Here is a 24,928-nt window from a genome sequence, read left to right as displayed (position 1 = left end):
TCGGCCGGCCGGATCAGTCCCGGAACACGAACCGCCGATCGAGGCGGTACTTGATCGCGTAGCCCGCCGCGAGCCCCAGGACCGCGCCGACTTCACGCAGCGTCGGGTCATGCGACAGCAGCCAGAACAGGGTTTCGCTGCCCCAGAAGATCAGCGTCGTGACGACGCCGGTCAGGGTGTAAAGCGTGAAGTGCCGCGCCTCCTGAACCGCGGGCCGGAACCGGTGGCGGAAGATCCATTTCTTGTCGAGGACGTACTTCACCACCAGGCCGACGGCGGTTCCGGAAACCAACGCCGCCGACAGGCGCCAGCCTTCGGGTGCGGAGGCGAATGCCAGCCTCTGCGTGGCCAGGTTGGCCAGCGTCGCGACGACCGCGAAGGCGGCGTAGCGCAGTGCCAGCCGGGCGGGCGACAGAGGGGGAGGGGGCGGGGGCATTCGCGTGGGAAAAGCCTGTTTCATTGACGGCAGTGGTCAGCAGAGCAGAGCCGGCGCCGGCTTTCAAGCTCCGCGTGGCGCGAGGCGGGCGGGATTGCCGGGCGACAAGGGGGCGCGTTCACGGGTGTTCCTGCGCCGGCCCACTCGGCATGGAACTGGCAAGTGCATCATCCGTGGCATCGGTTCGAAAAACCCGCAACGGCGTGATTTCGCCCCTTGTTTTCCGCGTCTCTACCGCATAGACACGCCGGCGGAGACGTGGCCGAGTGGTCGAAGGCGCTCCCCTGCTAAGGGAGTATACCGGAAACGGTATCGAGGGTTCGAATCCCTTCGTCTCCGCCACCATCGCCATTTCGAAACTTCAAGCACCCCCGGCGGGCGCCGGAAATTCCCATGTTTTCAAAGGGGTTTGCGGGCGGGGTGCGAACCGCCGAGACTGGACGCACCCCCGGTTTTGGTCTCTGAATCGCCCCCGGTCTCTGGTCGAGCGAACCCCGCGCAATTTGGTTCGGTGTGATTTTCATTAGCGTTTTCAATGGACTGAAATTCAACCCCGCCAAAACCTCGCCCCCTGTTTCCAATGCCTACAAGGGGAACATGGCTCGAACCAACCGGAGGCGCAGCCGGTGTGGCTGGTGGCAGATTGGTGCGTAGCGGAGACGGCATATGTCGCCGTGTAGCCGCGAAAGCCTTGATGACAAAAGGACATTCGCCCTCTAGGCCGTGTTGACAAAAAGGATTCACACGGAGCTGTAGACGTGATTCAAGCTGGTATCTTCAATGGAGGTCAGCTTGGCACGAGACCTGATGTCGGACGAGGAATGGGCGTTCTTTGAACATTTCATTCATGCGATCCGCGCCCCCAACGGGCGCAAACCCACCAACCAGTTAGTGTCCGCGCACGTGGTGTAATTTCTGCACCTTCGACGGTGTAACCAGGGTGGCCATCGAGGTGTATGGTTGCGGTGGAGTTTCAGAGCTTCAACCACGAACCACACGGAGACCCCGATGACCAAGACGAATATGGACCTTTCCGAACTTTTGGCCAAGCAGGACGGTGGCGATTTTCTTCGCGCCGTTGCTGAGGCCGTGCTGCAGCTTCTGATGGAGGCCGATGTCGAGGGCCTGATCGGCGCCGGCAAGCATGAGCGCAACAGTGAACGCACGACGTGGCGCAACGGGTATCGAGAGCGCGCTCTCGATACCCGTTTGGGCCGGCTGAACCTCAAGGTGCCCAAGCTGCGGCAGGGCAGCTACTTCCCGGGCTTTCTGGAGCCGCGCAAGACATCCGAGAAGGCGTTGGTCGCAGTGATCCAGGAGGCATGGATCGGTGGCGTCTCGACCCGCCGCGTGGACGAACTGGCACAGGCGATGGGCCTGCACGGCATCTCCAAAAGCACGGTGTCGAAGCTGTGCAAGGACATTGACGAACGGGTCAACGAATTCCTGAACCGGCCGCTTACCGGTGAATGGCCCTATGTCTGGCTGGATGCCACCTATCTCAAGGTGCGCCAAGGCGGGCGCATTGTCTCTGTAGCGGCCATAATCGCCGTCGCCGCGAACACGGACGGACGCCGTGAAATCATTGGCCTGGGGCTGGGACCGTCGGAGGCAGAAACCTTCTGGATGGATTTTCTCCGCGGCCTCAAGGCCCGGGGGCTTGACGGGAGCAAGCTGGTCATCTCGGATGCCCACAGCGGCCTGCGCGCGGCCATCGGGCGGGTCTTCGACGCTACCTGGCAACGCTGCCGCGTCCACTGGATGCGCAACGCCCTGGCCCACGTCTCGCGCGGCCAGCACACCGTCGTCGCCGCCGCCATCCGCCAGGCCTTCGATCAACCCGACCGAAAGCAGGCCGGCGAGACATGGCGCCGCGTCGCCGACCAGCTACGCTCTCGCTGGCCCAAACTGGCCGAGCTGATGGACGAGAGCGAGCACGACGTGCTGGCCTACATGGCCTTCCCCCGCCAGCACCGCAAGAAACTGCACAGCACCAACCCGATTGAACGTTTGAACAAGGAGGTGAAGCGCAGGGCCGACGTCGTCGGGATCTTCCCCAACGAGGCCTCCATCACCCGCCTCATCGGCGCCGTCCTGTTCGAGCAGAACGACGAATGGCAGACCGCAAGCCGCTACATGCAGGTCGAGGCCTTCGCCCAGATCGACAACGAGGAGACCGACCCCATTCTCAGCATAACAACTCAGGCCGCATGATCATGACACGAGGCCACCCAAATTACACCACCTTGACGGACGTGACCCACCAACCATCGCCTTGTTCTTGATGGGATTTTCTGGATCACGCGAACCGGAGCCCCATGGCGTGACCTGCCCGAAGAGTTCGGCAAATGGTCCAGCGTTTACCGCCAGTTCCGACGTTGGACGCTGGCCGGGTTGTGGGAGCAGATCATGGATGCTTTGAACGAGAGCGGTGCCGTTCCAGACGCGCTGCAGATGATCGACAGCACCGTGGTTCGCGCCCATCATCAGGCAGCGGGCGCTAAAGGGGGACTCCGCGACAGGGTTTTGGCCGCTCAAGAGGTGGCTTCACGACCAAGATCCACCTCCGCGTCAAGGCGGCAGGCCTGCCCATGAGAACCGAGATTACTCCGGGTCAGACATCCGATTACCTCGGGTTCGACCTGGTCATGGCCGACAACCTGCCCGAGCCGAGGGTTCTGCTGGCGGACAGGGGCTATGATGCTGACAGCATTCGGGAAAAGATGAATGCGCGTGATGTTCTGACCCAAATTCCCATGCGCAAGTCCCGCAAGATGCGCGTCGGCGTCGATCACTCTCTGTATGCCCTGCGCAATCTTGTCGAGCGGTGTTTCAACAAGCTCAAAAATGCCCGGCGCGTCGCCACACGCTACGACAAGACCGCCGAAAGCTTCCTGGGTTTCATAGACATCACGTCAATCCGACTTTGGCTTCGCCTTTTGTCAACATGACCTAGCATGGGCCGTGACGTCGAAAGCGCCCTGGACAGATGAAGAGAACGATCGGATCGGCCTTGGGGCGACCACGGATCACGTCCATCGAGGTATAGTAGCAGTACCGCTGGTTCGCCGCACAAGCCCCCGATCGCGATATCGGCAAACGCAAGAGGATCGTTCCGCCAGGCAGGCGGGCCGGTTTTCTGGTCGGGAACGGACCTGATTCCGATACCGATCAGCCCGGGATCTGCCGGCGCATGATCCATGCAAACAGCCCCGGTGACAGGCGGTTGATCAGATAGGACAAGAGGGCCACGCGCCCGACAGGTATGAATGCGCGTCGGCGGTTGTATCCGTTGACGATGATCTTGGCGGCCTCTTCCGGGGACATGATGTCGAATCCGTCCCGGGCGGCGCCGGGCCTTGCAATGCCGCCGGGGCGGGTCTGCGGGTTGCCGGTATTGGTTGCCACGAAACTGGGGGCGGCGATGAGGCAGGAAACCCCATAAGGCCTTTCCTCGACGCGCAGCGACTTGAAAAACCCCTCTAGCGCGTGCTTGCTGGCCGCATAGGCCGTGCGGTTCAACAGCGGTGCAAACCCGGCCACCGAGGATATGGCAAGATGCGTACCCCTGGAAGACCGGATGTCCATCAGGAATTCCCGGGCCATGTCAACGGCTGCAAAATAGTTGATGTCGAATACGTCGCGATGAACCATGGCAGGGGTGTCGGAAAACGCACCGATCTGGGTGATGCCGGCATTATAGATCACCAGGTCGATCGAGGGACGGGCGCGGCGGATTTCCTCGCACAGCGCACGCATGGCCTTGCGGTCGGTCAGATCGCACCCTAGAATCAGGCGTTCCGGAAGCGGATCAAGCTCGTCCAGCGCCGCCCCCGGCAGATCGATAAGCACCGTATACCATCCCTGCCCGCGCAGGACCCGATCCAGCGCGCGGCCCAGCCCACCGGCACCCCCCGTGATCACGGCCGTCCTTTTCACAGACCCGCCCCCCTTCGCCACAGATCAAAAACCTCGGAACTGGTCAGTTCCGGCGTGTAACCGAATTCGGCTTTCAGCGTGCTGTTGTCCAGAATGGGACGATATTGGAGGAACCCGACCTGGTTTGGCCCATAGCGCGACAGATGCAGCGGATGGGCAATGGCAAGGGCCAGCTTCACCACCCATGCCGGCAGCCGCAGAACCGGTTTTCCCAGCACCCGTGCAATCTCGCTGATGGTCATCGCACCGTCTCCGGCCACGTTGTAGATTCCCGGCGGACCATCGGATATGGCACGCGCCAGGATACGCGCAAGGTCGCGCGTCCAGATGAACACGAACGGGCTTTCGCTGCCGCGAATGGCCAGCAGACGGGGTCTGTGGAAAAGGGCGGTGATCTGGTTTTCCAGACCTTCACCCAGAACCGTGCCCACGCGCAGGACGACCTGCTCCAGTCCGGGATGCGCGACGCGCGCCGCAGCCAGCATCTCTTCCACCTGCCGTTTGTGATCGGAATAGGCAAACTCGACATTGCCCCTGAGGGGGTCGGCCTCGGTCAGGGGGACCGGGTTGTCGGGATGATAGCCGTAGGCCGCCCCCGACGAGGTGACGACAAGGCGTTTCACCCCGTGACAGAGACAGGCCTCCAGCACATTGCGTGATCCCGTCACATCCACCTGATAGGCAAATTCCCTCGTGGTCGGGGAAACGATGGACGCAAGATGGATGACGACATCGGGTCTTTCCGCGCCAATGATCCGATCGGGATCGCTGCCGCGCACATCAAGCGGTATGAAGCGGATGCCATTTGGCAACGTCCCGGGCGCATGCAGATCGGTGGCGACGACCTCGTGATCGCGCCCGGCCAGTTCCCGCAGAAGGGCGCTGCCGACCGCACCCGAAGCTCCGGTGACAAGAACGCGGCTCATCGGTCTGCCGGATACCTGGACATCAGCCGTGCAAGCGCAAGCCCGGAAATCGCGTGCCAGATACCCCAGAACGCGGCGACCACCGCCATCCCGCCAAGACCGCCGAAGAAACCGAATATCAGGATCAGGCCCAGGCCCGAGTTCTGAATACCCGTCTCGATGGTGACGGCACGGCGATCATAGGCCGAGAGCCCGGCAATCCTGGCTGTTGCATACCCGCCGGCAAAGGCCAGCGCGTTATGGAGGATGACCAGCAGCGCAACATAGTGGACATAATCGAGGAAGAACCCCCAGTTTGCAGCAAGTGCCAGCACGACGAAGGCGATGAAGATCAGCATCGACAGGTTCTGCATCGGCCGGCGTATCCTGTCGGCCAGCTCGGGCCGGCGGCTGTTCAGCGAGATGCCAAGGGCCAATGGCAGGGCAAGCATCAGCCCCACGGTGATTGCGACCTGCACCGGATCGATCTCGGTCGCGCGCAGGATTTCCCGTGAAGGGCCATACATGTTGCCCCAGAAAGCGATGTTGAGAGGGGTAACAAGGATGGCTGCGGCCGTGGCAAAGGCCGTCATCGAAACCGACAGGGCCGTGTTGCCACCTGCCCGGTGGGTGATGAAATTCGAGATGTTTCCGCCAGGGCAGGCGGCAACAAGGATCAGTCCAAGCGCGATGGATGCCCGCGGCTGCACGATCAGCACCAGCACATAGGTCAGCGCCGGAAGCACGATGAACTGGGAAAACATTCCCGTAAGCAGGGGCTTTGGTGCGCGCGCGATGCGATGAAAATCGCTGACCTTCAGATCAAGAGCGATGGAAAACATCACGATTGCCAGGATCGCATTGAGCAACATGAGGCTCGACGGACTGAAATTCAGGAGGATCTTGTCGAGATCTTTCATGCAGTTTTTCCTCCAGCTACCATGGACCAACCGGTGACGGCATCCATCGGCGCGTATTTCATTTTCGTGGCATTTGCGGACGCGCCCTTGTCGATATCTGTCATGTCCGGAGCAACTTGACTTTCCTCGGACATGCTCATTAGATTGAACGGTCGTACAAAATAAGACAAGATATTTCGTGATGAGCCTGCAAACGGCCAGAAAACCAAGGCAAAGGGCACCGGGCAAACGCGCGCTCAAAACCCGCGAGACCATTCTGGACGCGGCCGAATACCTGTTTTCGGAACGTGGCTTTGACGGGGCTTCGATTCGCGACATCGCCGCCCGGGCGGGGGTTCCGGTAGGGCTTGTCTCGCATCATGGCGGCAGCAAGGAAGAGCTGTTCTTTACCGTCATCGCACGCCGGGCAGACGAGCTTGCCCGCCTCAGGATCGAGGCGCTCGAGACATGCCTGGAATCCGGCCAGCCCGACCTGCGTGACGTCATTTCCTGTTTCGTTCTCCCGTTTCTTCGCCTCACCCAGCAAGGACAGCCGCAATGGCGGGCCTACGGGCGGCTTGTCGCCATTGCGTCGGCAGATGAACGTTGGCGCAAGATCACCCAGGCCTGTTTCGACCCCACGGCACATGTCTTTCTGGATCAGATCGCCCGGATTCTGCCGGATGCCTCGCGCGGCGCCATCACATCGAGCTTTGTCTTCATGGTGTCGTCGATGCTGGCCATATGCGCCTCACGCTGGCGGATCGAGGCGCTGTCGGCACATCAGGATATCCACGCCCTCGAGGAATCCCTTCTCGATTTCTGCGAAGCGGGGTTCATCGCCAATCTGGGGCGATCCGGGGCGAACGGGGCGTGACAATCGCGCATGATGAACAGGACACCACAACCGGGAGGGACCGAAAAGATGGGACAATTCGTGGGCGGAGAGGTGCTGGCCCGGATGCTGGCGGCAGAGGGCGTGAACGTCGTATTCGGTATCGTCGACGGCACCTATATGGGATTTTTCGCAAGTTTTGACAAACACGGCATCACGCTGGTGTCGCCGCGGCATGAAACCAGCGCCGCCCATATGGCGGGTGCCTATGCGCGCCTCACGGGCAAGCTTGGCGTCTGCATGGCCTCGAACGGGCCGGGTGTGGCCAATGTCCTGCCGGGCATTGCCGTCGAAAACGGCGAGGGCAACAGGGTGCTGGTGATCACCTCAAGCCGGCGCAGCCAGATCGCCTATCCGGACAGGGGCGGCACCTACCAGTATTTCAACCAGACGGGCGTCACCCGCGCGATGACCAAGTGGAGCGCGACGGTACCCTCGTTTGAGCGCCTGCCCGAACTGTTTCGCCGCGCGCTGCGCATCAGCTGGGCGGGACGGCCCGGTGTCGTCCATCTCGATATTCCCGAGACGGTGATGAACGGCGTGTTCGAGGCCGATGCTGCCGATCTGCGCCCGCCCACCGCCTACAGGCGCACCGAGCCGGTCGCACCGACGGCAGGCCAGGTCGAACGCACGGTCGAATTGCTGCGCGGTGCCGAGCGGCCGCATGTTCATGTCGGCAGCGGTATCCTGCATGCCCGCGCATCGGCCGAACTGCTGCAGGTGGTCGAGGCCCTTGGGGCAACGGTAACGACAAGCTGGGCCGCGCGCGGCGCCCTGCCAGACAGCCATGCGCAGTTGCTGCCGATTTGGGCGATGCAGCCGGTCAACAGGGCCCGAAGCGAGGCCGATGTCGTTCTGGCCGTGGGCGCGCGTCTTGGCGAAACCGACTGGTGGGGCAAGCCGCCCTATTGGGGCCCGCCCGAATCGCAAAAGCTGATTCAGGTCGATGTCGATGAGCAGAATCTGGGGCTGAACAAGGCGACCGAGATCGCCATCCTTGCCGACGCGGGGGCATTCCTGTCTGCACTCGCGGCCAAGCTGACGCAATCGCCGCTTGCCGATACCCGCCTGCAGGCCAACCTGGCGCGGGTTTCCGAACTGGTGAATGACGTGGGCAAGGTGCGCGCCCAGTTCGACATGGCCCTCGAGAACATGAAAACCCCGATGCACAGCTCGCAAGTGCCCGCGGCCTGCCGACGCGCCTTTGGTGACGATGCGGTCATGGTGTTCGACGGCGGCAATACCGCGGTATGGGCAAGCTTTTTCTCCGAAATCAACCGCCCGGATGGGTGCCTGTCCACCTTCAAGTTCGGCATGCTGGGGGCGGGCGTGGCGCAGGCCCTGGGCGCCAAGGTGGCAAGGCCGGATTCGCAGGTCGTCTGCATCATTGGCGACGGCGCCATGGCCTTTCATGTGCAGGAACTCGAAACCGCCCTGCGTCACGGGCTGCCCGTCATCTATCTCGTGCTTTGCGACCGGCAATGGGGCATGGTCAAGCTGACCCAGTCGATCGGCCTTGGCGCGCTGCGCCCGATCATCGGAACAGGGCAGAAAGGCACCATCAATGCCGATTTTGAGGAGATCGCCTTTGACAAGGTTGCAATGGCGATGGGCTGTCATGGTGAACGGGTGTCCGACCCCAGGGACCTCGACGGCGCCCTTCAGCGGAGTGCGGAATCCGGCAAGCCGGCTGTCATTCACGTGGATGTTGACCCGAACATGCACCTGATGGCGCCGGGCCTTCAGGAATTCAAGGACATGCACCAGGAACCCGGCACCTGAGCAGCACCGCAAGGGCTGGTCCTGCATTTTTTGCGACCTTCCGGCGGGCGCCAACATGTGAAAACGCCCGGGGGACGCGCCCACCACCCGGCCAGCCCGGACCGTTTCCCGGGCCAGTCGCGCTGGTCGGTGGTGCAGGTCAAGCTACCGGCGGGCCTCGTTCAACCGGACTATCGCGAGCTCTTCGACCGGATCGTCGACTGGGCCCATGATGAGGCGCGCGATACCGGCGCCCCAGCGCTCGCGGAAGATGACGCCACCGCGACACTCGATACCGCCGCAGCGGCGTGCGGCGTCAACCCGGCCCCGAGCACCGCAAGCGCCAGGCTTGGCACCGCGAGCCACTTTTCCAGCAGAACCAATGTCAACGCCGGTGACCTGCCCCCCGCCAACGCCCGCATTTTGAAGTAGAGTCTGCCCGATCAGAAAGGAGCAGACGAATTCGAAAGAGCCGTTTTACGGAGGCGCAAATCATTGCGATGATCAAGGAACAGGAGGCCGGAATGCCGACGGTGGAGGTTTGTCGCCGGCATGGGCTGAGCCCGGCGACGTTCTACAAGTACAAGTCGAAATACGGCGGCATGGGGCTTTCGGACGTGAAGCGCCTGAAGATGCTTGAGGACGAGAATGCCAAGCTCAAGCGCCTGTTGGCCGATGCGATGCTGGACAACGCGGTCCTGAAGGATCTCCTGGGAAAGAACTGACGACGCCGAGCGCGCGGCGTGATGCAGCGCTGCGGGCGATGCGGGATCATGGCATCTCGCAGCGCCGGGCCTGCAGGCTGGTCGGTGTCGATCCCAAGACGGTCCGGCGCGAACGCCCGCCGGACCATCCGGAGATCCGCGAAGCGATGAAGCAGATTGCGGGCAAGCGCCGCCGTTTCGGTTACCGACGGATCGGCGTGTTGCTCGAACGCAAGGGAATGATCATGAACCACAAGAAACTCTATCGCCTGTATCGCGAAGAAGGGTTGTCGGTGAAACGGCGGCGCGGGCGCAAGCGCGCCAGAGGCTCGAGGACGCCAATGCCCGAGGCGATCAGGCCAAACCAGCGATGGAGCCTGGACTTTGTCTCCGACACGTTTGGTGCTTCGCGTCGGTTCCGCATCCTGGCGGTGATCGACGATTGCTGTCGCGAGAACCTCTGCCTGGTTGCCGACACCAGCATCTCGGGCGCGCGTGTGGCGCGCGAGCTTGATGCTCTTGTCCGCCTCCATGGCAAGCCTGAAAGCATTGTTTCTGACAATGGGACCGAGTTCACCAGTCGGGCGATCCTCAAATGGGCGGACGACAATGACGTCGACTGGCATTACATCGATCCTGGCAAGCCTCAGCAAAATGCCTTCATCGAGTCGTTCAATGGCAGCCTGCGTGACGAGCTTCTGAACGAGGAGCTGTTCGATACTCTCGATGACGCCCGCCGAAAACTGGCCCTGTGGCGCTATGATTATAACAACGTCAGGCCCCACTCATCGCTGGGGAACCAGACGCCGGCCCAAGCGCGCCGGACGCTTGAGCGACCCAAAGGCTCCGCGCCCGGCGCGCTTGCCCAAACCGAAACCGCAGATTATGAAAACCAAACCCGCAGACTCTCGTTATGAATGAGGGACCATTGGGGGGCAGGTCACGGCCAGTCTCCGAAAGTCGGATGCCCTCGTTAAACCCCTTTGAACCAAAAAGAAAAAAGGCCCGCATCGGGGCCTCGTCTCGGGTTCGCGAATAGCTTGTGGCGGAGAGACAGGGATTCGAACCCTGGAGACGGTTTCCCGCCTACACGCGTTCCAAGCGTGCGCCTTCGACCACTCGGCCACCTCTCCGTAGAGGCGATATCTGCCCAATCTGCGTGCGGTTTGCAAGGTCGAAAAGCATGGAGACGTAAGACGTGCCACAGCGGTCAGGCTGGGGTCCGCGGCGCCTGAGCGGTGAAGATCCCCGCATCGATGATGCCCGTGGATCCGGCGCGGCGGAAAAGGTCATGGATTTCCGATTGTTTCGCGCGTATGAGCGGGGCAGGGATCCAGTCGGAAAGGGATACATGGCTGTTGGCATCTTCGATTCCGGCCTTGGCGGGCTGACCGTCCTGAGCGCCGCGCAGAAGCGGTTGCCGGAGGTGGACTTCCTGTATTTCGGCGACAGCGCGCACGCGCCCTATGGCGTGCGCGATGCCGAGGACGTTTTCAACCTCACCCGCTCGGCGGTGCAGGCGCTGTGGGACAGGGGCTGCGACCTGGTGATCCTGGCCTGCAACACCGCCAGCGCCGCGGCTCTGCGCCGGATGCAGGAAGGCGGCCTGCCCCCGGGCAAGCGCGTGCTGGGCGTCTTCGTTCCGCTGATCGAGGCGCTGACCGAACGCCAATGGGGCGACAATTCCCCGCCGCGCGAGGTGGCGATCAAGCATGTGGCGCTGTTTGCCACCCCTGCAACGGTGGCCAGCCGCGCCTTTCAGCGGGAGCTGGCCTTTCGCGCCATCGGCGTCGATGTCGAGGCCCAGGCCTGCGGCGGGGTGGTGGACGCGATCGAGGAAGGCGACTTGATCCTGGCCGAGGCGCTGGTGCGCAGCCATGTGGATGCGCTCAAGCGCAAGATGCCCGAGCCCGAGGCGGCAATCCTGGGCTGCACCCACTACCCGTTGATGGAATCGGTGTTTCAGGAAGCCCTGGGCCCCCGGGTCAGGGTCTTCAGCCAGGCCGAGATCGTGGCGGCAAGCCTCGAGGATTACCTCGACCGGCATCCCGACATGCTGGGGCGGGGGCGCGGGGGCTTCCTGACCACCGGCGATCCGGCGAAGGTCAGCGACCGCGCCACCCAGTTCCTGCGACGACGGATCACTTTCGAGGCAGCCTGACTTCGGTCAAGGCAGGGGCGGGCGAGCTGCCCGATATTGCCGCGGCAAGGCGCGGTGCGGAACGGTAACCTTGGACGAGAGGTCGGACATGACCCACAGGATCGCAATTCTGGGCGCCAGCGGATACACGGGTGCGGAGCTGGTGCGGCTGATTGCCGGGCATCCGAACATGGAGGTCGTCGCCCTGTCGGGCGAGCGCAAGGCCGGGCAGGCCATGCCCACGGTCTTCCCGCATCTGCGACACCTCGACCTTCCGGTTCTGTGCCGGATCGACGAGATCGATTTTTCCGGCGTCGACCTGTGTTTCTGCGCGCTGCCGCACAAGACCAGCCAGCAGGTGATTTCCGCCCTGCCGCGGGATCTGAAGATCGTGGATCTCAGCGCCGATTTCCGCCTGCGCGATCCGGCCGAATATGAACGCTGGTACGGCAACGCTCATTCCGCCGTTGCCCTTCAGGAAGAGGCGGTTTACGGCCTGACCGAGTTCTACCGGGACGATATCCGCGCGGCGCGGCTGGTGGCGGGCACCGGCTGCAACGCGGCCACCGGGCAATATGCGCTGCGGCCGCTCGTTTCCGCGGGGGTGATCGATCTGGACGATATCGTGCTGGATCTGAAATGCGCGGTCAGCGGGGCGGGGCGGTCCCTGAAGGAAAACCTGCTGCATGCCGAGCTGAGCGAAGGATACAACCCCTATGCCTATGGCGGCACGCACCGGCATCTGGGCGAGTTCGATCAGGAGTTCAGCCGCCTCGCGGGGCGGCCGGTGCGGGTGCGCTTCACGCCGCATCTGATCCCGGCCAATCGCGGGATTCTGGCAACGGTCTATGTGCGTGGGGATGCCGGGGAAATTCACGAAACCCTGCGGGCCGCCTATGAGGGCGAACCCTTCCTGCACGTTCTTCCCTTTGGCGAGGCGCCCAGCACCCATCATGTCCGGGGGTCGAATTTCTGCCACCTGGGGGTTGCCGGAGACCGTATCGAGGGGCGGGCGATCGTGTTTGCCGCTCTGGACAACCTGACCAAGGGATCCAGCGGGCAGGCCTTGCAGAATGCGAACCTCATACTAGGTGAAGAGGAGACGGCGGGTCTGATGATGGCGCCGCTGTTTCCGTGAAGCGGAGGGCAGGATGCGAAACTTGAAGAAACGCCGCCGGATCCGGGTGATCTTGGTCACCTTCGTGGCACTGATCCTGGCGACAGGTCTGATCGGATACGGGATGCGGGATGGAATCAATTTCTTCCGCTCACCCAGCGAGGTGATTGCCGAGCCACCTTCCCCGAACGAGGTGTTCCGCATCGGCGGCCTGGTCGAGGAAGGCACGTTGCAGCGGGGCGCGGACGATACGGTGACCTTTTCCGTGACCGATGGCGGGGCCAGCGTTCCGGTGAAGTTCTCAGGATTGCTGCCAGATCTGTTCGGTGAGAACCAGGGCATGGTGGGGACCGGCCGCTATGTGAACGGTGTCTTCGAAGCCACTGAAATCCTCGCAAAACATGACGAGGATTACATGCCGCGGGAGGTGGTGGACGCGCTCAAGGAACAGGGCGTCTACGTCGATCAGGGCGGCGGCAGCTGAGCCACGGGAGCGCCCGTTGACGGGCGCTGCCTCCGGCGGGAGTATTTCCGGCAAGAGGAAGGTCATGCGCGTGTTGCCGCAGCAGCGCGCGCATTGTTTTGCGTTCGTGAACCGTTGTTCCCCACCGTCCGAGCGAGTTCGGACGGGAGTGGAACATGCAATCGGCACGGCAGGTCGCGGAAAATATCGTCGCGCGCGAAGGGGGGTTCGTCGATGACCCGGACGATCCGGGCGGGGCGACGAAACACGGGGTGACTCTGGCCACGTTGCGCCGCCTTGGCGTGGATCTGGACGGGGACGGGCGTGTCGGCATGGCGGATCTGCGGCGGCTGGACCGGGCGCAGGCGGTGGACATTTTCCTGCGACATTTTTTCCTGCGTCCGGGCCTGGACGGGCTTCCGGAGGCGCTGCAGGCGCCGGTTTTCGACATGTACGTGAATGCCGGGGCGAACGCGGTGCGGATCCTGCAGCGGCTGTTGCGGGAGATGGGACATGACATAGCCGTTGACGGGGTGGTCGGTTCGCAGACCCGGGCAGCGGCGCGCGATGCGGCCAGGCCCGATCCGATCATGTTGCGGGATGCCTACGGGGTGGCGCGGCGCAACTACTATTTCCGTCTTGCCGATCGCCGTCCCGCGAGCCGCAAATACGTGCGCACCCGCTCGGGCGGGAAGGGGGGCTGGATCCGGCGAGCCGAGGCCTTCCTGTCGTCGCGCTATCACATGAGCAATGAGGAGTTTCGGGAGAGGACGGCGGGATGGGTGTGATCGGCGATCTGCTGGCGGCGTTGTTTGGCGGCGGGCGCAACCTGGTGCGGGAGACGGTGGGGATATTCGCGGAAAATGCCGAGGCCGCGGCGGAACGATCGGCCGGGGTGCAGCGGCAGGCGATGCGAGAATTCGCTGCCGAGTTCGTGCCGGGCCGGCGCGGGGCGTTCGACCGGTTCGTGGATGGTCTCAACCGGCTGCCGCGGCCGGCGCTGGCGCTGGGGACGCTGGGGCTGTTCGTGGCGGCGATGGTGGATCCGATCTGGTTCGCCGCCCGGATGCAGGGCATCGCCCTTGTGCCCGAGCCGCTGTGGTGGCTGCTGGGGGTGATCGTGTCCTTCTATTTCGGGGCGCGGCATCAGGCCAAGACGCAGGAACTGCAGCGCGAGATTGCCGCGACCTTCGCCCGCACGCCCGTGGCCATGGCCAATCTGGCAGCGCTGGAGCGGATGTCGGCGGACTGGCCGGGCGCGGCCGGCAGCGGCGGGGATGGAGGGCTGGAGCCGGAGGCATCCCGGCCCGATCCGAACCCGGCGCTGGAGGACTGGCGGGCGTTGCGCCGGCGGGAGGGTCTTGAAATTCCGGGCCGATGACGCGCGGTTCCTCTTTTCCGTCGCGGCCGGATCGGACAGGGTGTCGGGGAAACCGATACGCGCGATCTGACGGGGGAGACATGGACTATCAGACGATTGCACTTGAAATCACCGACGGTCTGGCCGTCATCACCCTGAACCGGCCCGAGAAGATGAACGCTCTGACCAGTCTGATGCGCGCCGAGATCACCCATGCGGTGAACGATGCTGCGGGCAGGTCGCGGGCGATCGTGATGACCGGAGCGGGGGATGCCTTCTGCACCGGGCAGGACCTGGGCGATGCGGCCAGCGCGGGAGAGATCGACCTTGGCCGGGCGTTGCGGGAAGAATACTATCCGATGCTGCGGGCGATCTACGACTGTCCGGTGCCCACGGTGTCGGCGGTCAACGGACCGGCGGCCGGGGCGGGGGCCAATCTCGCGCTGGCGGCGGATGTGGTCATCGCCGCCGAAAGCGCCTATTTCCTGCAGGCCTTCGCCCGCATCGGCCTGATGCCCGATGCCGGGGGCACGTGGTTCCTGCCGCGCAACATGGGGCTGGCCAAGGCGATGGGGGCGGCGCTTTTCGCCGATCGCATCACCGCCCGGCAGGCCGATGCCTGGGGCATGATCTGGGAGGCGGTTCCGGACGCGGAATTCGGTGCCCATTGGCGCCGGCGGGCGGCTTGGCTGGCGCAGGGGCCGACCGAGGCCTTCGCCCGGATCAAGAAGGCCATTCGCGGAAGTTTCGACCATACGCTTGATGCGCAACTCGAGATCGAGGCGCATCTTCAGGGCGAATGCGGGGCCACGCGCGATTTTCAGGAAGGCGTGCTGGCCTTTCTCGAAAAACGCCCGGCCTCGTTCGAGGGACGCTAGCGCCTGGGCGGTTTCAACCAGCCGTCGGGTGCATGTCCGTGCGCCGAGCGTGGCCCGGGCGGGGCGGATGCGACATGCTCTGGCGCGGCGCGCAGGCGTGAAAGGGGCGCTCAGCTGCCGGGGACGCCGGTGGGTTTGCCATCGATGGTGCGGCTGTTCTTCTCCACCCAGTAGGCGCGGATGTCGTCATCGGATTTTGCGTCCACCCACCTCTGCATGGTGTCGCGTTCGCCCACGTAATCCATGAAAGGTACTGCATAGCCGCAGGAGGTCTGGACCAGTTCCACCGTCATGTCGAAGATCTGCCGGGCGCTGCGATGGGGCGGGAAACAGGCCGCGCGTTCCTCCCAGCCGGCATCCTCCACGTGAAAGCAGCGCGCCGAGCCATAGCAGCGCAGGATCAGCGGCCGGGTGGTGAAGGAACACCACATCAGCGTCATGCGCGGGCTTTCCAGAAGATGGCCGGCGGTTTCGTTGCCGCTGCCGGTCAGGTTCATCCACAGGATCCGGTTCGGCCCGGCAACCCGCAGGCTGTCCATCCCCTTGGGCGAGACATTGACCCGGCCCTCCGGGGCGGCGGTGGCGACGAAAAAGATGTGCTGCTCTTCGATGAAGGTGCGGTGGTCGTCTTCGATCCGGTCGAACTGCCTGGCCATGGCTCACTCCACTGTTACGGACTTGGCAAGGTTGCGCGGCTGGTCCACGTCGGAGCCCTTGGCCACGGCCACATGATAGGCCAGTAGCTGCGCCGGAACGGAATACAGAATCGGCGACAGGCACTCATGGACATGGGGCATGCGGATGGTGGCCTGCACGCCATCTCCGGCCTCACTGATGCCGTCTTCGTCGGAAACCAGCAGCACGCGACCCTTGCGGGCCATCACCTCCTGCATGTTCGACACGGTCTTGTCGAACAGCCCGTCGCGGGGGGCGAAGACGATCACCGGCATGTGCTGGTCGATCAGGGCAATGGGGCCGTGCTTGAGTTCGCCCGACGCATAAGCTTCGGCGTGTATATAGCTGATTTCCTTTAGCTTGAGTGCGCCTTCGAGTGCAAGAGGATACATCAGCCCGCGCCCCAGGAACAGAACGTCGCGGGCCTCGGCCAAGTCCAGGGCAACGCGGCGAATGGCGTCATTCTGGTCAAGTGCGGCATTGAGCGCCGAGGGCAGGCCGCGCAGCGCGGAAACAAGGTCGGCGCGGGTTTTCGGGTCGATGGTGCCGCGATCGGTCGCCGCCTTCAGCGCCAGCATGAAAAGCACCGACAGCTGGCAGGTGAAGGCCTTGGTCGAGGCAACCCCGATCTCGGGCCCGGCATGGATCGGCAGGGCCAGGTCGCTTTCACGGGCGATCGAGCTTTCCGGCACGTTGATCACCGAAACCACGCGATCCACCCTGTCGCGGCAATAGCGCAGCGCGGCCAGCGTGTCGGCGGTTTCCCCCGACTGGCTGACGAACAGGGCAATGGTGCCGTCCTCGACGGGCGGTTCGCGATAGCGGAATTCGCTGGCGATATCCACGTCCACCGGCAGACGGGCGAGCTGCTCGAACCAGTATTTCGCGGTCAGGCAGGCGTAGTGGGCGGTGCCGCAGGCCACCATCGTCAGCCGCCGGACGCGCGAGAAATCAAGCCCTTCGCCGGGCAGGGTGACGGTGTCGGTTCCCGCGGGAAGATAGGCGCGGATGGTTTCGCCAACAACCTGTGGTTGCTCGGCGATTTCCTTGGCCATGAAATGCTTGTGCCCGGCCTTGTCCACACGGGCATTGGCGGTTTCGATCCGGCGGCATTCGCGGTTGGCAAGATTGCCCGCGGCATCGAAGATCTGCACCGATGATCGGGTGATCACGGCCCGGTCGCCGTCCTCCAGATAGGTGATCCGGTCGGTCAGCGGAGCAAGAGCCAGCGCGTCCGAGCCCACGAACATTTCGCCCTCGCCATGGCCGATGGCGAGCGGCGACCCCTTGCGGGCGGCCACGATCAGGTCGTCCTCGCCATCGAAGAGAAAGGCCAGCGCATAGGCGCCCTGCAGCCTGTCGATGGTGCGAAAGGCGGCCTCGACGGGGGAGGCGCCTTCGCGCAGGTGGTGCTCGGCCAGAAGCGCCACGGTTTCGGTGTCGGTCTCGGTCCGGAAGGTCAGGCCTGCCTCGGCCAGTTCGGCGCGCAGTTCGCGGTAGTTCTCGATGATGCCGTTATGGACCACTGCCACCGGACCGGCCTGGTGGGGGTGGGCATTGTCCAGTGTGGGCGCGCCGTGGGTGGCCCAGCGGGTATGACCGATCCCGGCCTTGCCGGGCAGCGGGTCATGCACCAGCAGGTCGCCGAGATTGACCAGCTTGCCCACGGCGCGGCGCCGGTCCAGCCGCCCTGCGTTCACCGTGGCGATGCCGGCACTGTCATAGCCGCGATATTCCAGCCGCTTGAGCGCCTCGACCAGGATCGGCGCGGCCTCGTGGTGGCCCAGCACTCCGACAATGCCGCACATCAGGGGGTCTCCTTCTTCAGGCGCACCTTCTTCGCCCGCAGCATGTCCATCAGCTTGCGCGCGCGGCCGGGTTTGTTGAGTTGCGGCGCCCGGGCAATGGCCAGAGCGCCCGGCTCGACGTCGCGGGTGACGACGGTTCCGGTCGCCGTCATCGCACCATCGCCCAGTTTCACCGGCGCCACCAGCATCGTGTCCGAGCCGATGAACACGTCCGAGCCGATCTCGGTGCGGTGCTTCATCACCCCGTCATAGTTGCAGGTGATGGTGCCGGCGCCGATATTGCTGCGCGCGCCCACCGAGGCATCGCCCACATAGGACAGGTGGTTGATCTTGGCGCCGGCGTCGATCACCGCGTTCTTGATCTCGACGAAATTGCCTATGCGCACCTCTTCGGCCAGCTCGGTGCCGGGGCGCAGACGGGCGAAGGGGCCAATGACCGCGCCGCGGCTGACATGGCAGCCCTCGAGATGCGAAAAGGCCCGGATCAGCGCGCCCGATTCCACCGTGACTCCGGGGCCGAATACCACATGGGGTTCGATCACCGCGTCGCGCCCGATCACCGTGTCGAAGGCCAGGTGCACGGTGTCGGGGGCCTGCAGAGTGACGCCATTGGCCAGCAGTTCGGCCCGCGCCCGGGCCTGGAAGGTGGCCTCGGCCGTGGCCAGTTCGGTGCGCGAGTTGACGCCCAGGGTTTCCGATTCATCGCAAGCGACGGCGGTCACCGATAGCCCCCGCCGGCGGGCCAGTTCGACCACGTCGGTCAGGTAGTATTCGCCCGCGGCATTGTCGTTGCCTACAGCCGACACCAGATCGAAGAGAAGTTCCGCGTTGCAAGCCATGAGGCCAGAATTACAAAAGGTTATGGCGCGTTCTTCATCTGTTGCATCCTTGTATTCGACGATGCGTTCAAGGCTGCCGTCGCGCATCACCAGCCGCCCGTAGCGGCCCGGATCGGCGGCCTCGAAGCCCAGCACTACCAGATCGTACCCGGCGCGGGCTGCCAGCATCCGCTCCAGCGTGGCGCCCTGCAGGAAGGGCGTGTCGCCGTAGAGCACGACCAGATCGCCGGAGAATCCCTCCAGCGCCGGGCGAGCCTGGGCCACCGCATGGGCGGTGCCCAGCTGTTCGTGCTGGAATGTCACCGTGGCGCGGTCGTCAAGTTCGCGTACGATCCGCGCCACCGCCTCGCCGCCATGACCGGCGACGACGACGATGCGCTCGGGGTCAAGCCGGGTGCCGGCGCGCAGGGCGTGGGCCAGCATCGGGGCCTGACCGACCGGGTGCAGAACCTTGGGAATGTCGGAATTCATTCGGGTGCCCCTGCCTGCGGCAAGGATGACAAGCGCAATGTTCATAATGGATTTCTCTTTGCGTTCTTGATGAGACGGTTTTATCCGCTGAGAGAGTCGGTGCAAGCGCCGCGGCCATCAAACAAGGTTGCGGGTTGCAACACGGGGCGGCGGAAACATGCCGAAGGGGCGGACATGCGCACGGTGATCTTCGATCTGGACGGGACGCTGGCGGATACCTCGGGCGACCTGATCGCGGCGGCCAACCACTGTTTTCGTCGCATGGGGCTGGGCGAGATTCTTGATCCGCAGGCGGACCGGGCCATCGCGCTGCGGGGCGGCAGGATGATGCTCACCCGCGGGCTGGAGCGCGCCGGCCGCTTCGACCCGGCGACGGTCGATGAGTGGTATCCCGAACTGCTGCGGGCCTACGGGGCGGCGATCGATGCGCACACGGTGCTGTATCCGGGGGCGATGGAGGCGGTCGAGACCCTGAAACTGCAAGGGTTCGGAGTCGGCATCTGCACCAACAAGCCCGCCGCTCTTGCCGATCTTCTCCTGCAGAGGCTGGGGGTGCGCGAGGCCTTCGATTCCATGGTGGGCGCCGATACGCTGCCGGTGCGCAAGCCCGATCCCGAACCGCTGCGCGAGGCCGCGCGCCGGGCCGGAGGCGATCCCGCGCGCTGCATCCTGGTGGGCGATTCCGATACTGACCGCAAGACCGCACGCGCCGCGGGGGTGCCCTGCGTCCTTGTCACCTTCGGCCCCTCGGGCGAGGACATGGCCCGGCTGGAGCCCGAATCGCTGCTGCATCGCTTTGCCGATCTGCCGGCGCTGGTGGCACGGCTTCCCGGCTGAGCGCCGGGTGATGGGCGGGGCAGGGGCCCGCACCCCCGCCCCGGTTCCTGCTCAGCCGTCCTGCCCGAACACGCGGGCAAAGATCGTGTCCACGTGCTTGGTGTGATAGCCGAGGTCGAATTTCTCGTTGATCTCTTCCTCGGACAGCACCGCGCGCACATCCTTGTCGGCCAGCAGTTCCTCGCGGAAGTCGCGGCCTTCCTCCCACACCTTCATGGCGTTGCGCTGGACCAGACGATAGGCGTCCTCGCGGCTCACGCCCTTCTGGGTCAGCGCCAGCAGCACCCGCTGGCTCATCACCAGCCCGCGAAACCTGTTCATGTTCTTCAACATGTTCTCGGGGTAGATCACCAGATTCTCGATCACCCCGGCCAGGCGGTTGAGCGCGAAATCCAGATGCACCGTCGCATCCGGCGCGATGCCGCGTTCCACCGAGGAATGCGAGATGTCCCGTTCATGCCACAGCGCCACGTTTTCCAGCGCCGGCGTGACCGCCGAGCGGATCAGCCGCGCCAGCCCGGTGAGGTTCTCGGTCAGCACCGGGTTGCGCTTGTGCGGCATGGCGCTGGAGCCCTTCTGGCCCTTGGCGAAGAATTCCTCGGCCTCCAGCACCTCGGTGCGCTGCATGTGGCGGATCTCGGTGGCGATGTTTTCGATCGAGGAGGCGATCACGCCGAGGGTGGCGAAGAACATGGCGTGGCGGTCGCGCGGGATGATCTGGGTGCTGATCGGTTCGGGGCGCAGGCCCATCATCTTGCACACATGCTCTTCCACCGCCGGGTCGATATTGGCGAATGTCCCGACCGCGCCCGAAATGGCGCCGGTGGCCACCTCTTCGCGCGCCCGTTCCAGCCGCGCCCGGCCGCGATCCATCTCGGCGTAGAAGCGCGCGAAGGTGAGCCCCATGGTGGTGGGCTCGGCATGGATGCCGTGGCTGCGGCCGATGCGGATGGTGTCCTTGTGCTCGTAGGCGCGCCGCTTGAGCGCCGCCAGCACCCGGTCCATGTCGGCCAGCAGGATGTCGGCGGCGCGCACCAGCTGCACGTTCAGCGTGGTGTCCAGCACGTCCGATGAGGTCATCCCCTGATGGACGAAGCGGGCCTCGTCATGGCCGACGATCTCGGCCAGGTGGGTGAGGAAGGCGATCACGTCATGGCGGGTCTCGGCCTCGATCTCGTCGATGCGGGCGATGTCGAATTCCACGTCGCGCGCCTTCCATACCGCTTCGGCGTTCTCCTTCGGGATCACGCCAAGGGCGGCCTGGGCGTCGCAGGCATGGGCCTCGATCTCGAACCAGATGCGGAACTTGGTTTCGGGCGACCAGATGGCCACCATCTCGGGGCGGGAATAGCGGGGGATCATGGGCGCAGCCTTCGTCTGTTTCATGCACGCGGCGGATGGCGGCCTCATAGACCGGGGGCCTGGCGGCGGCAAGGGGGCGAGGGCGCGCGCGGGCGGGTTTCAGCCCCCTTCAGGCAGCAGCCGGGTGATGCCTTCGGCGGCGGCGCGGGCCAGCTGCACGTCCAGCGACATGGGCAGGTATTCGCCCCGCCGCCACAGCTGCGCCAGATCGTCGTAGTGGCGCGACAGGAAATGCCCCGACTGGCCGGTGGCGATGATGAACACCGAACTGTCGGGGTCGGCAAAGTCATAGACCCCGCGATAGCCGGCGCTGTGAACATTGGTGAAGGGGGCGGGATCCTCGCCCGAGGTCAGCCCGCGCATCAGCGTGTTGTCCCCGCCCGAAGTGGACTGGCGGATGTTCACGAAATAGCGCAGCACCGGCACCCTGCCCAGCGTCGGGTGGTCATGGGCGGCCTGGTGCGCGTCGCCCCAGCGCAGGGTCGTCAGGTCCGAGCCGTAATGATCACCGATCCACACCAGCGCATCGTCCAGCGCCAGCCGGGCGATTTCGGTGCAGCTTTCCCGCCGCGCGCTCTGGCGCACGTCGCACCACGCGGCGGCGCCGTCGATGTCGCGAAAGACGCGTTCGATGAACAGCGGCTCGACCTGCGTGAATTCCTCGGCCAGCGGGCCGAGATCGTCCTCGATCAGGCGTTTTTGCAAAAACCGCATCCAGGCCGCGTAGATCAGCGGTTCGGGCAGGTGCTCGTTCATTTCGCCGTTCCATTCGGCCAGCAGGTTCAGGGCGATCTGGCGCTGGCGCTCGGGGGAGCCCTCGGGGGCGGCGGGGCCGGTGAACCACAGGTCGGCGCCGACCAGCGGCAGCAGCGTGCGCGCGGTATAGCTGACCCGATCCAGCTGCGCCTCGATGAAGCTGTCGCGGGTATGGACCCGGCGCGACTGCATCAGCTTGCGCCAGCGATAGATGCGCTGCGTGTCGCCCCACAGGTATGAGACGTGATCGGGAAAGGGGCGTTCGAGGATCTTGTTGTTGGTATTGCCGACGATGCCGCCGCGGGGCGAGACGAATTCCGGGTTGGCGGCGTAGGGCAGGCGGCCCAGCCAGCGGTTCCCGGGGCGCCAGCCGGGCGAGGGCATTCTTCCTTTCGTCTGGTGGCGCATGTCGCGCCGGGGCATGGCGCCGATGGTCTTCATGGCGATGGTGGTCCTGTCCGCCAGCACCAGGTTCAGCGACGGCGCAATGAACCCTTCCGCGGCATCGATGGCCGCGCGCACGGATTTCGCCTTCATCAGTTGCAGCGCCGCCGTGTAGGTGGTGTCCTGCGCCTCCAGTGCCGTCCAGGACAGCGCGGCCACATGCCCCGGCGGCGTCACCGTGGCAAGGTTGAAAAACGTGCCGGGCAGGACCGGGCCGTTTTCCGTCCAGCGCAGGGTCAGGGTGACGGGGGCGGCGCCCTTCACCTGGATGATCGAGGGGCGGGTCCGGAACCGCTTGTAGCCGTCGGGGGTAAGGTATTCCTCGGGGTTGTCGGGGTTGAGCTTCTCGATATTCACGTCCTGGTCGTCAAGCCAGGAGGCGGTGATCCCCCAGCCCAGATCGGCGCTACGGCCGCTGAGGATGGCGGGGATGCCGGGGATGGTGCCGCCGATCACCCCGCCCGATTGCAACTCCAGCCGGGCCAGGTACCAGATCGACGGGGCGGTCAGGTCCACATGCGGGTCGTTGGCCAGCAGCGTCCCCCCTGCGGCCGAGCGCGACGGCGCCGCCGCCCAGGCGTTCGAGGCCCCGGCACGTTCGCGCCGCGCAAACGGCCAGAGCGGGTCGTTGGGCGGGGCGGCCCCTTCGGCATAGCGGGGCAGGTCGGGAAACAGCGCGGCATATTCCGGCAGGGCGGCAATGCCGCTTCCCGGCGCATCGGGCATGATGTCGGCCAGCCGCGCGGGATCGTCCAGCATCAGGGTGGTGCGGGCACGCAGAACCTCGTCGTCCAGCTGCCCCGTCTGCCGCAGCGCCATCAGCTTGATAAGCGCCAGCGAATCGGCCGGCTGCCACGGCGCCACCGGCGCGTCGAACAGGAACATCTCGGGCGCGCCGCGGCCCAGCGCCCTTTCGTTGATCTCCTTCAGCCGGGCATTGACCCCGGCGGCATAGGCCTCAAGCGCCGCGCGCGCCTCGGGCGACTGGGCCGCGACCGATTTCTGTGCCAGCCCGTAGAGGTCAAGCCGCCGCATCAGCTTGTCGGTCTGCAGGGTGCGGGGGCCGAAGACCTCGGACAGCTTCCCCTGGGCGGTGCGGCGCATCACCGTCATCTGCCACAGCCGGTCCTGGGCATGGGCATAGCCGAGGCCGAAGAACACGTCGGCGTCGCTCTGACCGAAGATGTGCGGCACGGCCGCCTGGTCGCGGACGATCTCCACCGGGGCCGAGATCCCCTCGACCTCCAGCGTCTGGTCGTAATCGGGCAGGGACTGGGCCGCGAGGTAGTAGATCAGCGCCACGCCCGCCACGACCAGCGCCACCAGCCCCACCGCAAGGCGCAGCAGCCAGCGAAAGACCCGTCTCATGCCTCACCCGCCCCCGCCCGCGGCTGCCGGGCCGGTCTGCTGGCGCGCTGCCGCTGCCCGGTCACGGGATGATGCGGGTATATTTCGCCCCTTCGAGCGAGGCTCCGGCATAAAGCCCCGCCTGGTTGAACACCGCTGCCAGGATGGGGGCGGTCAGGGTATTGGTGTCGGCGGCCAGCGAGGCGCCCTGGTCCTTGAGCACATAGACGAGGTCCGCCCCCGCCACCCAGCCCGAGGAGCGGCGGAACCCGGCCAGCGCGTCCTCGGTCATGAAGAACAGCACATGCGAATACTGCTGGGCGCCGATCTGGAAGCCGGCGCTGCCCTTGACCGCCGAGTAATAGTCCACCGTGACCCCGTTCACCCGCAGCGCCCCGCGCCCGTAGGAGCCGCCGAAGCCGAAGGCGGCCTCGGTCACCACCGGCATGACCAGCATCCCCGCCGCCTTGTCGGCCAGATCGCGCGTGTTCGGATAGAGTTCGTACATCTGCGCCAGCGTCGCATCCACGCGGGCGTCGATCTTGGCCGCGTTGGAAGAGCCGACGCCGTTGCCGCAGGCGGCCACCGTCAGCCCGGCCAGAGAAAGAAGCGCAAAGTTGCGGCGGGTCAACCGGGAGGTGCGAGGTTTCATTTTCGTCTGCCTGTATCTGCTTCGTCTGCTGTCTGAACTTGCCCGTGCCGGCCTGATTTGCGGGGAAGCCGCCGGGGCAGGCCCGCACGTGCCGGTCTTGCGGCCGGATATACGGCATCGCGCCCAAACTGTCACGCGCGAACCCGCCGAAGGGTGACGGATTCGGCGGGAACTCGCTGGAACACCGCTGCCGTCGCGCCTGCGCGCGTCCCTGGCGCGGACGGGGGCGCGAACGGGGCG

At 64.9% G+C, this 24,928-nt stretch carries 23 protein-coding genes, 2 tRNA genes and 2 pseudogenes; 15 read left to right on the top strand and 12 right to left on the bottom strand.

Features of this window, described 5'->3' with window-relative positions; translation table 11 throughout:
- Positions 1–13: 13 nt before the first annotated feature.
- Positions 14–460, bottom strand: a complete 447-nt coding sequence (locus ACZ5CM_RS07970; RefSeq protein ID WP_464642432.1) for a GtrA family protein — start codon at positions 458–460, stop codon at positions 14–16.
- A 228-nt stretch (positions 461–688) separates the two neighbouring features.
- On the opposite strand from ACZ5CM_RS07970, the gene ACZ5CM_RS07965 reads away from it, so the two are divergent.
- From ACZ5CM_RS07965 to ACZ5CM_RS07950, 4 genes and pseudogenes are all read left to right on the top strand, one after another.
- Positions 689–778, top strand: a tRNA-Ser gene (locus tag ACZ5CM_RS07965).
- A gap of 438 nt (positions 779–1,216) precedes the next feature.
- Positions 1,217–1,321, top strand: a pseudogene (locus ACZ5CM_RS07960) (IS5/IS1182 family transposase); the annotation flags it as partial.
- Positions 1,322–1,444: 123 nt separating this feature from the next.
- Positions 1,445–2,650, top strand: coding sequence for an IS256 family transposase (locus ACZ5CM_RS07955; protein ID WP_464637579.1), 1,206 nt, complete (start codon positions 1,445–1,447; stop codon positions 2,648–2,650).
- Positions 2,651–2,695: 45 nt separating this feature from the next.
- Positions 2,696–3,387, top strand: a pseudogene (locus ACZ5CM_RS07950) (IS5 family transposase); the annotation flags it as partial.
- A 220-nt stretch (positions 3,388–3,607) separates the two neighbouring features.
- Here ACZ5CM_RS07950 and ACZ5CM_RS07945 read toward each other — a convergent pair.
- From ACZ5CM_RS07945 to ACZ5CM_RS07930, 4 genes are read right to left on the bottom strand one after another with little or no spacing between them, the layout of a single operon-like run.
- Positions 3,608–4,375, bottom strand: coding sequence for an SDR family NAD(P)-dependent oxidoreductase (locus tag ACZ5CM_RS07945; protein WP_464642430.1), 768 nt, complete (start codon positions 4,373–4,375; stop codon positions 3,608–3,610).
- On the bottom strand, positions 4,372–5,301 hold the full coding sequence (locus ACZ5CM_RS07940; protein ID WP_464642429.1) for an SDR family oxidoreductase: 930 nt from the start codon (positions 5,299–5,301) through the stop codon (positions 4,372–4,374). The genes ACZ5CM_RS07945 and ACZ5CM_RS07940 overlap by 4 nt, the downstream gene beginning before the upstream one ends.
- Positions 5,298–6,200: a bile acid:sodium symporter family protein gene (locus ACZ5CM_RS07935; protein WP_464642427.1), complete on the bottom strand. Its 903-nt coding sequence runs from the start codon at positions 6,198–6,200 to the stop codon at positions 5,298–5,300. Before ACZ5CM_RS07935 ends, ACZ5CM_RS07940 begins: the two co-directional genes overlap by 4 nt.
- Positions 6,197–6,334: a hypothetical protein gene (locus ACZ5CM_RS07930; RefSeq protein ID WP_464642425.1), complete on the bottom strand. Its 138-nt coding sequence runs from the start codon at positions 6,332–6,334 to the stop codon at positions 6,197–6,199. The genes ACZ5CM_RS07935 and ACZ5CM_RS07930 overlap by 4 nt, the downstream gene beginning before the upstream one ends.
- 47 nt (positions 6,335–6,381) lie before the next feature.
- Between ACZ5CM_RS07930 and ACZ5CM_RS07925 the strand changes: the two genes are divergently transcribed.
- The 4 genes from ACZ5CM_RS07925 (at position 6,382) to ACZ5CM_RS07910 (ending at position 10,456) form a co-directional block, all read left to right on the top strand.
- Positions 6,382–7,056, top strand: coding sequence for a TetR/AcrR family transcriptional regulator (locus ACZ5CM_RS07925; RefSeq protein WP_464642423.1), 675 nt, complete (start codon positions 6,382–6,384; stop codon positions 7,054–7,056).
- 48 nt (positions 7,057–7,104) lie between these two features.
- On the top strand, positions 7,105–8,856 hold the full coding sequence (locus ACZ5CM_RS07920; RefSeq protein ID WP_464642421.1) for a thiamine pyrophosphate-binding protein: 1,752 nt from the start codon (positions 7,105–7,107) through the stop codon (positions 8,854–8,856).
- A gap of 129 nt (positions 8,857–8,985) precedes the next feature.
- The gene (locus tag ACZ5CM_RS07915) at positions 8,986–9,267 is read left to right on the top strand and encodes a hypothetical protein (protein WP_464642419.1); all 282 of its coding nucleotides are present in this window, start codon (positions 8,986–8,988) and stop codon (positions 9,265–9,267) included.
- 29 nt (positions 9,268–9,296) lie between these two features.
- Positions 9,297–10,456, top strand: a protein-coding gene (locus tag ACZ5CM_RS07910) for an IS3 family transposase (protein ID WP_464637742.1) whose coding sequence is annotated in 2 segments (ribosomal slippage) — positions 9,297–9,546 and positions 9,546–10,456 — 1,161 coding nt in all. Because the reading frame shifts where the segments join, the coding sequence is not laid out codon by codon here.
- A gap of 126 nt (positions 10,457–10,582) precedes the next feature.
- On the opposite strand, the gene ACZ5CM_RS07905 is transcribed toward ACZ5CM_RS07910, so the two are convergent.
- A tRNA-Ser gene (locus ACZ5CM_RS07905) sits at positions 10,583–10,672 on the bottom strand.
- A 218-nt stretch (positions 10,673–10,890) separates the two neighbouring features.
- On the opposite strand from ACZ5CM_RS07905, the gene ACZ5CM_RS07900 reads away from it, so the two are divergent.
- From ACZ5CM_RS07900 to ACZ5CM_RS07875, 6 genes are all read left to right on the top strand, one after another.
- Complete coding sequence (locus ACZ5CM_RS07900) at positions 10,891–11,700, top strand: glutamate racemase (RefSeq protein ID WP_464642417.1); 810 nt, start codon at positions 10,891–10,893, stop codon at positions 11,698–11,700.
- A gap of 88 nt (positions 11,701–11,788) precedes the next feature.
- On the top strand, positions 11,789–12,817 hold the full coding sequence (argC, locus tag ACZ5CM_RS07895; protein ID WP_464642416.1) for an N-acetyl-gamma-glutamyl-phosphate reductase: 1,029 nt from the start codon (positions 11,789–11,791) through the stop codon (positions 12,815–12,817).
- A gap of 13 nt (positions 12,818–12,830) precedes the next feature.
- Positions 12,831–13,280, top strand: a complete 450-nt coding sequence (gene ccmE, locus ACZ5CM_RS07890; RefSeq protein ID WP_464642414.1) for a cytochrome c maturation protein CcmE — start codon at positions 12,831–12,833, stop codon at positions 13,278–13,280.
- 155 nt (positions 13,281–13,435) lie between these two features.
- On the top strand, positions 13,436–14,047 hold the full coding sequence (locus tag ACZ5CM_RS07885) for a holin-associated N-acetylmuramidase (RefSeq protein WP_464642412.1): 612 nt from the start codon (positions 13,436–13,438) through the stop codon (positions 14,045–14,047).
- Positions 14,038–14,640 carry a holin family protein gene (locus tag ACZ5CM_RS07880; RefSeq protein WP_464642411.1) on the top strand — a complete coding sequence of 201 codons (603 nt, stop codon included), beginning with the start codon at positions 14,038–14,040 and terminating at the stop codon, positions 14,638–14,640. Before ACZ5CM_RS07885 ends, ACZ5CM_RS07880 begins: the two co-directional genes overlap by 10 nt.
- An 80-nt stretch (positions 14,641–14,720) precedes the next feature.
- Positions 14,721–15,497, top strand: coding sequence for an enoyl-CoA hydratase-related protein (locus ACZ5CM_RS07875; protein WP_464642409.1), 777 nt, complete (start codon positions 14,721–14,723; stop codon positions 15,495–15,497).
- Positions 15,498–15,607: 110 nt separating this feature from the next.
- Here the strand turns inward: ACZ5CM_RS07875 and ACZ5CM_RS07870 are convergent, their stop codons facing one another.
- The 3 genes from ACZ5CM_RS07870 to glmU are packed head-to-tail and all read right to left on the bottom strand — an operon-like array spanning position 15,608 to position 19,335.
- Complete coding sequence (locus tag ACZ5CM_RS07870; RefSeq protein WP_464642407.1) at positions 15,608–16,153, bottom strand: pyridoxamine 5'-phosphate oxidase family protein; 546 nt, start codon at positions 16,151–16,153, stop codon at positions 15,608–15,610.
- Positions 16,154–16,156: 3 nt separating this feature from the next.
- The gene (glmS, locus tag ACZ5CM_RS07865; RefSeq protein ID WP_464642405.1) at positions 16,157–17,980 is read right to left on the bottom strand and encodes a glutamine--fructose-6-phosphate transaminase (isomerizing); all 1,824 of its coding nucleotides are present in this window, start codon (positions 17,978–17,980) and stop codon (positions 16,157–16,159) included.
- Positions 17,980–19,335 carry a bifunctional UDP-N-acetylglucosamine diphosphorylase/glucosamine-1-phosphate N-acetyltransferase GlmU gene (gene glmU / locus ACZ5CM_RS07860; RefSeq protein ID WP_464642403.1) on the bottom strand — a complete coding sequence of 452 codons (1,356 nt, stop codon included), beginning with the start codon at positions 19,333–19,335 and terminating at the stop codon, positions 17,980–17,982. Before glmU ends, glmS begins: the two co-directional genes overlap by 1 nt.
- 129 nt (positions 19,336–19,464) lie before the next feature.
- On the opposite strand from glmU, the gene ACZ5CM_RS07855 reads away from it, so the two are divergent.
- A complete protein-coding gene (locus tag ACZ5CM_RS07855; protein WP_464642401.1) occupies positions 19,465–20,127 on the top strand; it encodes an HAD-IA family hydrolase in 663 nt (220 codons plus the stop codon).
- Positions 20,128–20,178: 51 nt separating this feature from the next.
- On the opposite strand, the gene purB is transcribed toward ACZ5CM_RS07855, so the two are convergent.
- The 3 genes from purB to ACZ5CM_RS07840 all read right to left on the bottom strand — a co-directional run bounded on the left by purB (position 20,179) and on the right by ACZ5CM_RS07840 (position 24,688).
- Positions 20,179–21,489, bottom strand: coding sequence for an adenylosuccinate lyase (gene purB / locus ACZ5CM_RS07850; RefSeq protein WP_464642537.1), 1,311 nt, complete (start codon positions 21,487–21,489; stop codon positions 20,179–20,181).
- 99 nt (positions 21,490–21,588) lie between these two features.
- Positions 21,589–24,057: a penicillin acylase family protein gene (locus ACZ5CM_RS07845; RefSeq protein ID WP_464642399.1), complete on the bottom strand. Its 2,469-nt coding sequence runs from the start codon at positions 24,055–24,057 to the stop codon at positions 21,589–21,591.
- Between the two features lie 61 nt (positions 24,058–24,118).
- Positions 24,119–24,688, bottom strand: coding sequence for a lipid-binding SYLF domain-containing protein (locus ACZ5CM_RS07840; protein WP_464642397.1), 570 nt, complete (start codon positions 24,686–24,688; stop codon positions 24,119–24,121).
- Positions 24,689–24,928 lie beyond the last annotated feature (240 nt).

Source organism: Piezobacter thermophilus, assembly GCF_055386745.1.
This window is presented reverse-complemented; position numbering and strand designations above follow the sequence as displayed.